Annotated in this window: 12 protein-coding genes; 5 read left to right on the forward strand and 7 right to left on the reverse strand. The window is 35.6% G+C overall.

The window, feature by feature from the left end; all coding sequences use genetic code 11:
- Positions 1-212: 212 nt before the first annotated feature.
- Together D1094_RS09610 and yegQ are read right to left on the reverse strand one after the other, a co-directional pair.
- On the reverse strand, positions 213-458 hold the full coding sequence (locus D1094_RS09610; protein ID WP_118959897.1) for a YfhL family 4Fe-4S dicluster ferredoxin: 246 nt from the start codon (positions 456-458) through the stop codon (positions 213-215).
- Positions 459-469: 11 nt separating this feature from the next.
- Complete coding sequence (gene yegQ, locus D1094_RS09615; protein WP_118959898.1) at positions 470-1,876, reverse strand: tRNA 5-hydroxyuridine modification protein YegQ; 1,407 nt, start codon at positions 1,874-1,876, stop codon at positions 470-472.
- A gap of 273 nt (positions 1,877-2,149) precedes the next feature.
- Here yegQ and D1094_RS09620 point away from each other — a divergent pair, with 273 nt between their 5' ends.
- Positions 2,150-2,992 carry an HDOD domain-containing protein gene (locus D1094_RS09620; protein WP_118959899.1) on the forward strand — a complete coding sequence of 281 codons (843 nt, stop codon included), beginning with the start codon at positions 2,150-2,152 and terminating at the stop codon, positions 2,990-2,992.
- A 156-nt stretch (positions 2,993-3,148) separates the two neighbouring features.
- Here the strand turns inward: D1094_RS09620 and rdgC are convergent, their stop codons facing one another.
- Positions 3,149-4,072 (reverse strand): recombination-associated protein RdgC, encoded by a 924-nt coding sequence (gene rdgC / locus D1094_RS09625; RefSeq protein ID WP_118959900.1) that lies wholly within the window; start codon positions 4,070-4,072, stop codon positions 3,149-3,151.
- A gap of 102 nt (positions 4,073-4,174) precedes the next feature.
- The gene (locus D1094_RS09630) at positions 4,175-5,926 is read right to left on the reverse strand and encodes a sensor histidine kinase (RefSeq protein ID WP_118960163.1); all 1,752 of its coding nucleotides are present in this window, start codon (positions 5,924-5,926) and stop codon (positions 4,175-4,177) included.
- A gap of 325 nt (positions 5,927-6,251) precedes the next feature.
- Between D1094_RS09630 and D1094_RS09635 the strand changes: the two genes are divergently transcribed.
- From D1094_RS09635 to D1094_RS09650, 4 genes are all read left to right on the forward strand, one after another.
- Positions 6,252-7,265 carry a porin gene (locus D1094_RS09635; protein ID WP_118959901.1) on the forward strand — a complete coding sequence of 338 codons (1,014 nt, stop codon included), beginning with the start codon at positions 6,252-6,254 and terminating at the stop codon, positions 7,263-7,265.
- A 283-nt stretch (positions 7,266-7,548) separates the two neighbouring features.
- Entirely contained in the window at positions 7,549-8,244 is a 696-nt protein-coding gene (gene phoB, locus D1094_RS09640) for a phosphate regulon transcriptional regulator PhoB (RefSeq protein WP_118959902.1), read from the forward strand.
- Positions 8,245-8,247: 3 nt separating this feature from the next.
- The gene (gene phoR, locus D1094_RS09645) at positions 8,248-9,555 is read left to right on the forward strand and encodes a phosphate regulon sensor histidine kinase PhoR (RefSeq protein WP_118959903.1); all 1,308 of its coding nucleotides are present in this window, start codon (positions 8,248-8,250) and stop codon (positions 9,553-9,555) included.
- Positions 9,556-9,726: 171 nt separating this feature from the next.
- Positions 9,727-10,692: a PstS family phosphate ABC transporter substrate-binding protein gene (locus D1094_RS09650; RefSeq protein ID WP_118959904.1), complete on the forward strand. Its 966-nt coding sequence runs from the start codon at positions 9,727-9,729 to the stop codon at positions 10,690-10,692.
- 167 nt (positions 10,693-10,859) lie between these two features.
- Here D1094_RS09650 and D1094_RS09655 read toward each other — a convergent pair whose 3' ends face one another.
- The 3 genes from D1094_RS09655 to ettA all read right to left on the reverse strand — a co-directional run bounded on the left by D1094_RS09655 (position 10,860) and on the right by ettA (position 13,597).
- Complete coding sequence (locus D1094_RS09655) at positions 10,860-11,357, reverse strand: glycine cleavage system protein R (protein WP_118959905.1); 498 nt, start codon at positions 11,355-11,357, stop codon at positions 10,860-10,862.
- Between the two features lie 67 nt (positions 11,358-11,424).
- Complete coding sequence (locus D1094_RS09660; RefSeq protein WP_118959906.1) at positions 11,425-11,787, reverse strand: PilZ domain-containing protein; 363 nt, start codon at positions 11,785-11,787, stop codon at positions 11,425-11,427.
- 130 nt (positions 11,788-11,917) lie between these two features.
- Positions 11,918-13,597, reverse strand: coding sequence for an energy-dependent translational throttle protein EttA (gene ettA, locus D1094_RS09665; protein ID WP_118959907.1), 1,680 nt, complete (start codon positions 13,595-13,597; stop codon positions 11,918-11,920).
- Positions 13,598-13,978: the final 381 nt, after the last annotated feature.

The raw sequence follows: 13,978 nt of genomic DNA on the forward strand, positions 1-13,978 counted from the left end.
AAAATCCATTATCAGAAAACTGATAATGGATTTTGCATGATCATTATGATCGGTCAACCGATCTTTTGTTTAACTGATCGGCATTAGACTAAGGTCTGCTTTTTTGTTTCTAAGTTAATCACTTTTAAATTTTGATTAGAGCGGTATTTAAATCAGCGATTAAGCCTATAATCTAACCGCACACAAAAAGTTTAACCGAACACTGAAAAACTCTAACCGTGCATCGAAAAAAACTTTGCCAGTAAAGCTTCCTCGGTTTCAATATGGTTATTATCAGGTTTTATACAGTCTATTGGACATACACTGACGCATGTAGGTTTATCATAATGACCAATGCATTCTGTGCATTTTTTTGGATCAATCTCATAAATCTCTTCCCCAAGTGTAATGGCCTCGTTTGGACATTCAGGATCACACATGTCACAGTTTATACATGCTTGTTCTATGATCAAAGCCACTATAAAGCTTCCTATTTATCCGCTTGGTTTTGAGCGAAAGGGTGTCGAGTTGTACCGCCTTCATCGAGATAACGCATTATGATACCAAATGATAGATTTAAATCTGTATCAAGCTCAATTGAAACCTTATGGCCTGAGCCTTTTGCATCATCAATATCTTCACCTTTCTTATTAACCATTTTATTTAAGGTGAAGGTTTTATTGCCACTTGGTGTCATCAACTCCAATTGATCGCCAAGTAAAAATTTATTTTTTACATCTATCTCAATTAAACCAGTCTCTTCATTTTTACCTATGACTTCACCAACAAATTGTTGTGTATCACTTTTAGAGTAACCGTAATCATAGTTTTGTGTATCACCATGTCGATGACGCTGAAGGAAACCTTCGGTATAACCTCTATGTGCAAGGTGCTCTAAATCTGTATTTAATTGTTGGTTGAAAGACTTATCAGCCATCGCATCATTTATCGCTTGATTATAAACCTGAGCCGTTCTAGCGCAATAATAAAAAGACTTGGTTCTACCTTCTATTTTTAATGAATGAACGCCCATTTTAACCAAACGTTCAACATGTTCTACTGCACGTAAGTCTTTTGAATTCATAATGTAAGTACCATGCTCATCTTCAAAAGCTGGCATATATTCACCGGGGCGACCTTGCTCTTGAAGCAGTACAACATCATCAATTGGTTTTTGCTCAGGAATAATAATATTTTGTTCAGGTGTGTATATCTGTGTCTCTGCGTTATCTGAGTCGGTAGGGTTAACAGCAATAATATCACCTGTTTCATTTTCTTTAGCTTGGTGACTGTCGTATTTCCATCGGCATGAGTTAGTACATGTACCTTGGTTAGGGTCACGCTTATTAATATAGCCAGATAGTAAACAACGACCAGAGTAAGCCATACATAAAGCACCATGTACAAAAACTTCTAACTCCATTTCAGGGCAATGCATTCTGATGTCTTCTATTTCATCCAGTGATAATTCTCTAGAAAGAATGACGCGTTCAACGCCTTGCTGATGCCAAAACTTCACGGTAGCCCAATTAACAGCATTTGCTTGTACAGACAAATGAATAGGCATGTCAGGAAAGTTTTCACGTACCATCATTATTAACCCAGGATCAGACATGATTAATGCATCTGGCTTCATGTCTATAACTGGAGAGATATCCTTTAGAAACGTTTTTAATTTACCGTTATGAGGAGCAATGTTATTTACCAGATAAAACTTTTTTCCTAGTTGGTGCGCTTCTTCAATGCCTATTTTAATGTTTTCAAGGCTGAACTCGTTATTTCGTACTCTTAACGAGTATCTCGGTTGTCCGGCATATACCGCGTCTGCGCCATAAGCAAAGGCATAGCGCATATTTTTTAAACTGCCGGCAGGAGAAAGGAGTTCAGGTCTTATCATGGTTTTTACTTTTCTTAATTAGGTGAAAAACAGAGCTGTTATTGCTCGTGCTTTAGTAAGGGGCGCATTATAAGGAAAAGCGTATCTCTGGGCAATGGTAATTGATTAATATTTCACCATGTAAAAGTAATAATAAAACACGGTTAACTAAAATGCTTTACGCTATTTTATATAATTCACCTACTATATTGAAATATATTAAAAAAAAACGTTGAATTACTAAAAATGTGCTACTTTTAATAAGTAAGTACAATAAAAATAAAGGTGGTCTTTATGGCAACAGAAAATGCCTTATACACGATATTGGTTGAGAAGATAAAACAAGATACTCTAGTGTTACCTACATTACCTGAAGTGGCACTAAAAGTAAGGACTGCTGCTGATGACCCTGAAATTAACTTAGGTCAAATGAGTGATATTATTGCGCAAGATCCAGCTTTGTCACTGGGGATGCTAAAGGTTGCTAATAGCGCATTGTTAGGTCGAAGTGTAAAGGTTGAAACAGTAAGTCAAGCCGTTACTCGTATCGGCTTAAGACAAATTAAGGGTATTGCGACTGCAATGGCGATAGAACAAGTATTTGTTTCAAAAAATGAAATTGTTTCTATGTACATGAAAAAGTCTTGGCTGAAAACTATCGATATTGCTTCGGTAGCTATCAGTTTAATGACGATGTACCTAAAAGAGCATAAACATACATCATTGACCTTAGACACGATAACATTAGCCGCCTTAGTACATAATATTGGTGTTTTACCTATTTTGACTGAAGCTGAAAATCATCAAGATGTCTTTGCTAATCCCACTTTCTTACAACAAGCCATAATCAAGTTGTCTGGTAAAATAAGCGGTACTATTACTCGTACTTGGGGATTTTCAGATGAGTTTACTGAACTTGCAGAAAGTTGGAGTGATCTAACAGTACTCCCTAAAGAAGTACACTATTTAGATTTTATTCGAGCCGGCGCAATATACCATAACGTATTTAAAAACGAGTCGACAAAAGAAGCCTTATTAACGAGCTACACGAAGAAAGGTATTTTACCTGAAATTGATTATATGCAATGTGATGAATTCGCCGAAATGTGTAACGAAGTTAAGGCTATGTTTAGTTAAACAAGTGTTTAGTTAACCCTATGATTATCTGTTTATTAGTTGATTTTATCAGGTAATTAAATAGGTCATTATTGATATTAGTATCGTAAAAAATGGTCGCATATGCGACCATTTTTAATAGCATCAAATAAGGGAACTGACCAAGAGGTTAATAACTTACTCTTTAGTTATATAATCAGTTGTTGTCATATTAAATTCAGCGATTAAGTCAATAATAAAACGATTTAACTCACCCGCCATTAAAGCAAAGTCAGCGTCCATTTTCGCAAGGACATCGTCACTGTCAATATCATCGTTTTGTTCTTGTAATACATCGAAAAACTTTAAGCGTTTAATGGCTAAATCATCACAAAGAATAAAAGACAATGATTCATCCCATTCTAGAGCGATTTTTACGGCATATTTCTCAGCATCTAAATGAGCTTTAATCTCTTCACTTGCTAAGTCTTGGTTTTTTACTCGAACAACAGCGCCATCGTCACCTAAAGAATTAAACTCAGCTTCCATTCCAAGTTGAAATTTATCACCTAGATTTTTTTCGATTAACCAATCGGTCATGGTTTCATCAACGCTTATATCGGGATCGAAGCTCGTAACCGGTAGAGTTCCGATCACTTTTCTTAATAAAGCGAGCAGATCTTCAGCTTTTCCGCGTGAACTTGAATTAATCACGATGATATTATTTACAGGCGAAATGTATGCGTGAGTATCTGTTATTCGAGAAAATGCACGAGGTAATAATTCAAATATAATATCTTCTTTAAATTGCTCTTTTTCTTTTTTGGTTGCGCCACGGCTTTGTTCTTGTTCAAGTTGAGCCACTTTTTCTTCAAGTAAATCTTTAATAACCGGTGCAGGAAGTATTTTCTCTTCTTTTCTAGCACAAACTAAAAAGTTACCGTTTGCACTATGTACACAAGTATTGCCGTGTTTACCTAATGCATTTACCCAACCAAAGTGAGCTAACTCTGTTGAGCCACATGGAGTAAATAAATGTTCCGATAAGTGTTTTTCTAGATCTTGTTCTGATAATTCAAAAGGGCGCGTAAAAGCGAAAAAATAGAGGTTTTTAAACCACATAAATAACTTCCTAAAAATATAAGGGGATTTTTACGCTTTATGATACCTGAAAAAAAAAATTCAGCCATTGTTTTACTGATTAGATGTCACACTTGCGATAATTTAGCTATATCGCATATCAGGAAAATCTATTTGATAACTCAACCCTTCACCTAAGTTACTTTGCACTTTAATATTGCCGTTTAGGGTATCAACAACCAAGTTTTTGATGATATGTGTGCCAAGACCTGTACCACCTTGCTCTGACTTGGTCGTGTAAAAAGGTGTGAATAATTGATTAAGCTGCTCTGGTGCTATACCGCGGCCATTATCAGCAAAACGAAGGTGTAAACGTTGATGATCCATTGTTATGTCTATATCAATTTCACCCCTATTGATATTTTCAAATCCATGTAATATCGAGTTTATAATGAGGTTTATGATTATTTGCGCAATGGCGCCAGGGTGACTATAAATTTCAATTGTTTGGTCACAATGCACCTTAATACTATGGTTGGTTTTTTTTAGTTTAGGATGTAAAGATTGAATAATTTCATCTATAAATTTAGCGACATTGATTAGCCTTACTTTATCATTAGTTTGATCAACGGCGACTTGTTTAAAGCTAGCGATTAGCTCAGAGGCTCTAGTTAGATTGTTTAGTAATAACTCTATGCTATGGTTGGCATTATTGACGAACGACTCTAGTGCGCGTTTAGATATTTTTTGTTCACTTACATCTTGCTCTAATTTTCCAATAATATCTGATAAGTAACTTGTTGAAGTAATACTTATACCGATAGGCGTGTTGATTTCATGAGAAACTTCTGCACTTAACATGCCTAAAGAAGACATTTTTTCAGCGTCTAGCAGCCTATCTTGCGCTTTGCTTAGTTCTAAAATAGAACTTTTCAACTCTCTATTAGTTGCAATAAGGGTATCTTCAGTTTTTCTTCTACGAATATTTTCATCTTCAAGTTGTTTTTGCTGGCTCAACATTTCTTTTTGCTGCAGTTCCATTTTAAGCATATTACTACTTAAACTAGATGTTTTTCTGGCAACTTCTTGCTCTAACAATAAGTTTTGTTCATCAAGTTTATCATTAGCAGAGTTAGTCTCTCGTTGCGATAAGGCCAGTTTATCTTTAAAAGCAACGAGTTCATCGATGAGGTTGTTATAGGCATCTTCTAGGATATTAAGCTCATTCTTCTCATAATTCATCGTATGTAGCTTAGATGCTTCTGGGTCATTTAAATCTAGTTGCTTTATTTGCTCAGTTAATTCATGCAGTGGTTGGGTGAGTAGTTTGTTAAATGCGATGGAAAATAAAAAAACTAGAAAAGCAGTTTTTACCATCGCATTACCAATAAGAAAATAGATACCGACTTCAATGCGACTAAAAATCACATCATTACTCGAAAGAAGCGTGACAGTACCTACCGTTGTTGTTCTACCTGAAAATTCAAATATTAGAGGAAAAGAATGTCCAAATAAGCCATCACTTAGTGAGCTTACACTTTGATGATCTGAATTAAGTTCGATTTCGTCTGCTTCTGCTAAAGCCGATTCGTTGATTACTTCTCCGAGTTGAGTAATCACTTTATTAGCTTCGTCACTAACGGTAATTCCCTTAATCATTGGAATCGCAATTAAACCTTCAGATATATCTATGGCTTGTTGTGTATTTAACTCCCAAACTGCACGAGTTAAACTGCCACTAATGGTTTTCTGTAAGGTAAGTAACTCACTATTTATATGGCTTTTTGTATTGAAGTATTCAGCAATTATTTGAATGCCAGTCACACTGACAGTCAGAATAAAGTAAACAGATAGAACTCGAGTTAAGAGCTTTCTTGAAATACTGGTAACTTTCATTAACGCCATAAAATACCAAACATTTATTAATAATGACTTCTTTTGATTCTAGCTAGTTTTATCAAGCATTTAAAACTTTTTGTAAAAAAACTTATTCTTCCTGATTAGAACAGAGCAAAAATAAGGTTAGTAGTCTAGTATATTTAGAGGAAAAGACGGGTAATTCATGACATAAAACAAATGCATAATAAATATATTGCTATTCGAATAGGTAAATATTTGTAAAATTACCGTACTGTCATAATAGTGTCATATTCAAGCCATAAAATAATCATAAAAATGTCACTTAATAGTCATTAATATTTAAATTATAGGGTATAACAACATGAAATTAATTAAGAAAAGCTTAGTATTGTCAATTTGTTCTGTACTGGCTTTACCTGCAATCGCAGCTGATGCAAAAAATGAAATGAAAGAGGTTATCGATTTTTACGGTAAATTAAATATTTCGTTACAAGCCTCAGCAGAAGATGGTGACACATTTAATGAATTAAAAAGTAATGCATCAAGAGTTGGCGTTAAAGGTAAGTACAAGTTAGATCATGGTTTAACGGCCATTTACAAATTAGAGTGGCAAGTGAATGTAAATGATGACTCTAAAGACACTTTAACAGCACGTAATCAGTGGGTTGGTATTAAAGGTGGTTTTGGTGAATTAACTGCGGGTCGCTCAGATACAACGTTAAAGGTATCTCAAGGAAAGTTTGATTTATTTAATGACTACGAAGGGGATTTAAAGCATTTATTTATTGGTGAAAACCGTGTATCAGATGCTTTAACTTATAAGTCTCCAACCTATATGAATCTTCAATTCCTTGGTAGTTATATTATTTCTGACGATAAAGACGCAAGTGACCCTTATTCTTTAGGTGTTTTCTTTGGTGATTTAAATCTTAAGAAGACAGATTTCTTTATTGGTTTTGCACACGACGAGAATATGCCTGTTAAATTTAAGCGCAAGGACAACGAAGGCAATTCAAGTAATGTAACAGTAGGTCTTGCCAATACACGTGTAACTGGTATGTATCGATTTGGCGATCTTCGTTTAGGTGCTATGTTTGTTGATTCTGAATCAACAGAGTCAGGAAATAGTGAAACAGGTTATGCGGTAAATGTTTCTTATAAATTTGGTAAAGTATTAGCTAAAGCGCAATATCAAGAATTTGCCGGTGAAGATGCAATAAGCGTAGGTGCTGATTATAAACTTGGTAAAAATACTAAAGTTTATGCATGGTATACTGACCGAGCAGAAAACAAGTATTTAGCTAATGACGGCTATACCTATAATTTTGCATCACAAGGCGAATATATCGGCATAGGTATGGAACAGAAGTTCTAACCTATCACTGAAAACTCAGAATGAAAATCCGTTAATAAGCTTTTATTAACGGATTTTTTGTTTGTTCGATTATGTTTGTGATATGTGCTAATAAAAGTTCATTTTTCATTATGATATATACAAGAACATTCTTGTTATAAAGCGTAATATAGTTAATTATATTGGCAATTTTTTACTTTGTCATAAAAGTGTCACTTTTCTTTTGCACAATACTATCATCTTAATTTTAATTGCTTAATGGCATCTAGATGTTATTAAGTTGATAGTTTTTCAGGATGTTTGTATGAGCAGACAAATTTTAGTGGTTGAAGATGAAACCCCGATCAGGGATATGATCACCTTTGTATTAGAGCAAAATGGTTTTAATACAATAGAAGCGGCAGATATTGGCCAGGCACAAGATAAAATTCAAGAGCCTTATCCCGATTTAATTATTTTAGACTGGATGTTACCGGGAGGAACTGGTGTTAAATTAGCTAAATCGTTAAAACAAAACGAATATACTCGCAACATTCCAATTATTATGCTCACTGCTAGAGCAGATGAAGATGATAAAGTAAAAGGTTTTGAAGCGGGAGTCGATGATTATGTGACGAAACCATTTTCACCAAAAGAGCTAATTGCCCGAATTAAAGCGGTGATTCGTCGTGTATCGCCAACCTCTTTAGAAGAAGAAGTAGAGTTTCATGGTTTGAAGTTAGACCCTGTTGCTCATCGCGTGTCTATTAATGAACAAGCAATTGATCTTGGTCCAACAGAGTTTAGATTACTACATTTTTTTATGACACATACTGAACGTGTATATTCGCGAGAGCAGTTGTTAGATAATGTTTGGGGTACCAACGTTTATGTTGAAGATAGAACCGTTGATGTACACATCAGACGTTTGCGAAAAGCTATTTCTGGCGCTGGACATGAAGATTTCGTGCAAACAGTACGCGGTTCAGGTTATCGTTTTTCAGGGAAATTGAAAAAATAATTTATGCATTTTAGCTTATCAATTAAAGACGTGGTCTCTCGATTACTGATAATTTTCTCTTTAAGTGGTCTTTTAGGCTTTCTTTTTGGTTATACCTTATTAGCGATATTAATCACGTCTATAACTTTACTTTTTTGGCATTACCACCACTTATTTAAGCTAGCAAATTGGTTATGGCAAACGAAGTCATTATCTCCTCCCCAAGCAGAAGGTATTTGGGGAAGGGTTTATGATGGTCTATATCGTCAAAATAAACGTCACCGAGCAAAACATAAACTGCAAAATGAGAAAATAAGACGTTTTAGAGATGGTGCTGAAGCCTTACCAGATGCCGCATTAATGTTATCTCATGAACTTACCATTGGCTGGAGCAATAAAAAAGCACAACGGTTATTAGGTGTTCGATGGCCAGATGATTTTGGTCAACGAATCGATAATTTAATCCGTGCGCCTGAATTTGCAGACTATTTACTACAAGAAAACTTTGAATCCCCTTGTTTGCTTATTTCACCTGTCAATGCTGAAGTGCAGTTAGAAATTAGAATTATGGCCTATGGTACTGATGATGTTTTATTACTTGCGCGTGATATTTCTAATGTTCATCGACTTGAAGAAATGCGTCGAGATTTTGTTGCTAATGTATCTCACGAATTAAAGACTCCTTTAACTGTTGTCAGAGGGTATGTTGAAATGATTCAGGCGACCGAAGGCACTTTTGATGGGCATTGGCAAAAGGCGTTTAATACCATTGAAGGTCAAGTCACTCGGATGGATCGTTTAGTTGAGCAGCTTTTAAATTTATCCAAAGTAGAAAACAATAGTGATGACGATAAACAACCCGTAGACATGGCCAATTTAATCACTAATTTAGCTGAAGATGCAAGCTGGCTGAATCAAGAAAAACACCACAAGCTTAATGTTGATATATCTACCCAATTGGGGGTTATCGGCATTGAAACAGAGCTTAAAAGTGCTTGTGCTAACTTAATTTCAAATGCGATAGCGTATACTCCCGCAAGTGGAGAGGTTTCTGTAAGCTGGCAGCAAGTTGGTGACAAGTTAAAGTTTGCTGTTAAGGATAATGGTGACGGAATAAGGCCAGAACATCTTAACCGTTTAACTGAGCGATTTTACCGCATTGATAGATCTCGTTCACGTGATACGGGCGGCTCTGGTTTGGGGTTAGCTATTGTTAAGCATGTATTACAACATCATCAAGCCGAGTTGGTTATTTCAAGTCATTGGGGGCAGGGAAGTGAGTTTGCTATTTTCTTTGACGCTAGAAGCGTGGTTGATGTAAGTAAACAATAAAGTTCATCCTTGTTACTTTTATATCCTTAGTCGTTATTTCTTCTATATTACTTTCTGTCATATTTGTGTCACACAACTTAAATATAATTGTCATATTCGCTTTGTATAGTAGCTGCAATTGAGCAGTGGTTGCTCTTTACAATAATAACTAAGCTCTTATCGGAGAATATTATGAGTTTTAAAAAAGTACTAGCCACATTGAGTTTAGCTAGTTTAATGAGTTTTTCTGCATCTGCTATTGATGAATCATTACCTGAATATAAAAAGGTAAGTGGTATCTCAGGTAATGTTTCATCGGTAGGGTCTGATACCTTAGCTAATATGATGACTTTTTGGGCTGAAAACTTTAAACGAACTTACCCTAACGTAAATATTCAAATTCAGGCGGCGGGCTCTTCTACTGCTCCACCAGCATTGACTGAAGCTACATCAAATTTAGGGCCAATGAGCCGTGCGATGAAGTCACGCGAAATTGAAGCATTCCAAAAACGCTATGGTTACAAACCAACTAAAGTCAGAGTGGCAATTGACGCGTTAGCAGTATTTGTTCATAAAGATAACCCATTAGAAGGTTTATCTATTGCTCAAGTGGATGCTATTTTTTCAAACAACCGTAAGTGTGGCGCAAATAAAGATGTTGATCGCTGGGGTGACTTAGCATTAACAGGTGCTTGGACTGGAAAAGATATTCAATTATACGGTCGTAACTCCGTATCGGGTACTTACGGTTACTTTAAGAAAAAAGCTTTGTGTAAAGGTGATTTCAAAAACAATGTTAACGAGCAGCCTGGTTCGGCCTCTGTTGTACAATCAGTATCAGCATCATTAAACGGTATTGGTTACTCTGGTATTGGTTATAGAACATCAGGAGTTAGAGCACTTCCTTTAGCGAAAAAAGGTACTAACTACATCGAAGCTAATATGGAAAATGCGGTTTCGGGTAAATACCCATTATCTCGTTACTTATATATCTATGTTAACAAGCATCCTAATAAGCCATTAGCACCAATGGAAGCAGAGTTTTTAAAGATGATTCTTTCTAAGTCTGGCCAAAAAATTGTTGAGAAAGATGGTTATATTCCATTACCAAGTAAAGTGGTAGCCAAAGAATTCAAAAAGCTTGGATTTACAATGTAAAACTTGCTGAGAATTAACACTAAAAAAGCCTAACAATGTTAGGCTTTTTTAGTTTCAGGGTATTTATATTTTTAGTTATGAGGCAAATATATATTAGGGCATGTTTAACTTTGTTTAATATCAATAAAGGCCAGTACATCTTAGTAATGTTTAAGCATAACAAGGGGTTACCTTGTTATATCAACCATTAAATCATCAGCAATCTGCTCTAAAGATGAGACAAGATCTTCTACTTGCTCTTCATTTATAGCAATTTGTGCTTTTGCCTTAAACATAACTTGTCCTGTATGTGCTGCACTATTTTGAGAGCTTACCAATTTAATTAAGTTTCCACCTTGATGATGAATAACAGAAGAGACATTCTGTACTATACCTGCTCTATCATTTGCGGTTAATTCAAGTATTAAATTACTGTTTGCTTTTACCGAGTTTGGCTCTGCTAATTCAATTTGACAGTTCAAATGCTGAATATTTTCTAACGCATTTTTTAAATCGATAGTATTTTCAGCGCTTACTGCCACTTCAATAACACCAGCAAAAAAGCCTGATAAATGGTGTAAACTACTTACCTGCCAATTACCTTGGTGTTGACTAATAACTTTAGATAATTGATCAACAATGCCTGATTTATCGGGACCGATACATGAGATAACAAGGTGATTCATACAACTTCCTTATGCTTTTGAAAACATGTTTACTGAAAAAGAACGCTACTTTTAATAAGAGTCGCTATTAATCTATTCGGGATAATTGACTAAGCTCTTTATTGAGTTGCTCACTATCGCCTAGGTTTAACTCAACTAGTCTCCTAAGATGTGTCACGCTATCAATATCTATGGCATTACACTGTAAGCCAGTTTCATCTTGGTGTTCATGAACCACAGCAATGTGCATTTCAACTTCAGATTCACCATCAGACAGGAAAAACCTTAATGTACCTAGTTTACCTTTTAAGGATTCTTCGCTTTCAATAGCGGTAACTAGTGCACCATTAAGTGAAATATCGTGAATAGATACAGGATAGGTTACGTCGTCTACATTGAGTTCAGCTGTAATTGAAAACAATATGCGGGTAAATTGTCGTCTATTTTCCATTGAAACAATGACTTTTTTGTTGAGTATGTTTCCTTAGCATAGCTCTATTTGTTCAAAAGTAAAAGTGAAAAAGGCAGCTAAAATCAATATTTAGCTGCCTTTTATTAAGAATAAATATCAAAGAAATCGGTTAACCAATTTTTTTATATTTGATCCTATGAGGTTCTGTTGCAGCAGGGCCTAATGTTTTCTTCAACCATGCTTCATAATCAGTGAAGTTACCTTCATAAAAGTTAATTTGACCTTCATCTCGATAATCTAATATATGAGTAGCAATTCTATCTAAGAACCAACGGTCATGAGAAATAACCATGGCACAACCTGGGAACTCTAATATCGCTTCTTCAAGTGCACGTAAGGTTTCAACATCTAAATCGTTGGTTGGCTCATCAAGTAGTAATACATTTCCACCTGTTTGTACAAGCTTAGCTAAATGCACACGGTTTCTTTCACCACCTGATAATTCACCAATTATCTTTTGTTGATCATTTCCTTTAAAGTTAAAGCGTGAACAGTAAGCACGGCTTGGAATTTCAAAAGTACCAATTTGTAAAATATCATGACCTTGAGATATCTCTTGGTAAACTGTTTTACTGTTGTCCATGTCGTCACGGAATTGATCAACACTAGCAAGTTTAACGGTATCACCAACGCTAACGCTACCTGAGTCGGGTTGTTCTGCACCTGACATCATTTTAAATAGCGTTGATTTACCTGCACCGTTAGGTCCGATAATACCAACAATAGCGCCCTTTGGAACACTAAAGCTTAAGTTATCAATTAGCATTCTATCGCCAAAAGATTTGGTTAGGTTATTAACGTCTAATACTTTATCACCAAGACGCGGTCCTGGTGGAATGTAAAGCTCGTTAGTCTCATTTCGTTTTTGAATATCTTGGTTATTAAGTTCTTCAAAACGTGCCATACGGGCTTTGCTTTTAGATTGACGTGCTTTAGGGTTTGAACGAACCCACTCAAGTTCTTGTTTAATCGTTTTTTGTAACGCGCTTTCGCCTTTACTTTCTTGCTCAAGGCGAGCATCTTTTTGCTCTAACCAAGAAGAGTAATTTCCTTCATAAGGAATACCATGGCCTCTATCTAGCTCAAGAATCCAACCTGCAACATTATCTAAGAAATATCTATCATGGGTAATTGCCACAACAGTACCAGTATAATCATGTAGGAAGCGCTCTAACCAAGCCACTGATTCTGCATCTAAATGGTTAGTTGGTTCATCAAGTAACAACATATCTGGTTTTTGTAGCAATAAGCGGCATAAAGCAACACGGCGGCGTTCACCACCACTTAATACTTTAACGGGTTGATCCCACTCAGGTAAGCGAAGGGCATCTGCAGCGCGCTCTAACACATTATCAATATTGTGACCATCTTGAGAGTTGATAATATCTTCTAATTCACCTTGTTCTTTTGCTAAGGCATCAAAGTCAGCACCTTCTTCAGCATATTCAGCATATACGGCATCTAAGCGAGCAAGCGCATTTTTAACTGTTGATACCGCCTCTTCAACGACCTCACGAACGGTTTTACTTTCATCAAGCTCAGGCTCTTGTGGTAAGTAGCCAATATTGGTGCCTGCTAATGCCTTTGCTTCACCTTCAAACTCAGTATCAACACCAGCCATAATACGAAGTAGTGTCGATTTACCTGAGCCATTTAAACCTAATACACCAATTTTGGCACCAGGAAAAAATGATAGAGAGATATCTTTTAAAATAGTGCGTTTTGGAGGAACGATTTTACTAACTCTATTCATCGACATGATGAATTTATCTGGTAGCGGCTGAGCCATAAGAACCCTTTTTAAGTATTATTTGATAATTGTCAGCTATTTTAGGATTCTATCGGTGTTAAGGCAACTAAAAGCTTTGTAATCAATATGACAAATAGGCACTTAAATATTTATATTAAGTGAATTAATGAATGGATAACTTGGTGAAAATTTACAGGCTTATAATCAAGATATTGATTACATAGAACGATCATTGCCTTGTAAAATCCATAACGCACTATATAAGCCTCGTACAAGGTGGATTTTTGACTCAACCTACTGACAAGTATTTATTGATGATTTAAGTATATTGTGGTCATTTTGTCGAATAACCACATAATAATGTTTTGGCTTATAATACTACCCAACTAAGAGAGGTAAAAAAACATTTGAAAGGTAAAT

This window comes from Colwellia sp. RSH04, assembly GCF_003545765.1.
Taxonomy (GTDB): Bacteria; Pseudomonadota; Gammaproteobacteria; order Enterobacterales; family Alteromonadaceae; genus Colwellia.

Bases quoted from the DNA above. Each gene is read 5' to 3' on its own strand.
- yegQ (WP_118959898.1), bottom strand. From the start codon at position 1,876: ATGATAAGACCTGAACTCCTTTCTCCTGCCGGCAGTTTAAAAAATATG.
- D1094_RS09620 (WP_118959899.1), top strand. From the start codon at position 2,150: ATGGCAACAGAAAATGCCTTATACACGATATTGGTTGAGAAGATAAAA.
- rdgC (WP_118959900.1), bottom strand. From the start codon at position 4,072: ATGTGGTTTAAAAACCTCTATTTTTTCGCTTTTACGCGCCCTTTTGAA.
- D1094_RS09630 (WP_118960163.1), bottom strand. From the start codon at position 5,926: ATGAAAGTTACCAGTATTTCAAGAAAGCTCTTAACTCGAGTTCTATCT.
- D1094_RS09635 (WP_118959901.1), top strand. From the start codon at position 6,252: ATGAAATTAATTAAGAAAAGCTTAGTATTGTCAATTTGTTCTGTACTG.
- phoB (WP_118959902.1), top strand. From the start codon at position 7,549: ATGAGCAGACAAATTTTAGTGGTTGAAGATGAAACCCCGATCAGGGAT.
- phoR (WP_118959903.1), top strand. From the start codon at position 8,248: ATGCATTTTAGCTTATCAATTAAAGACGTGGTCTCTCGATTACTGATA.
- D1094_RS09650 (WP_118959904.1), top strand. From the start codon at position 9,727: ATGAGTTTTAAAAAAGTACTAGCCACATTGAGTTTAGCTAGTTTAATG.
- D1094_RS09655 (WP_118959905.1), bottom strand. From the start codon at position 11,357: ATGAATCACCTTGTTATCTCATGTATCGGTCCCGATAAATCAGGCATT.
- D1094_RS09660 (WP_118959906.1), bottom strand. From the start codon at position 11,787: ATGGAAAATAGACGACAATTTACCCGCATATTGTTTTCAATTACAGCT.
- ettA (WP_118959907.1), bottom strand. From the start codon at position 13,597: ATGGCTCAGCCGCTACCAGATAAATTCATCATGTCGATGAATAGAGTT.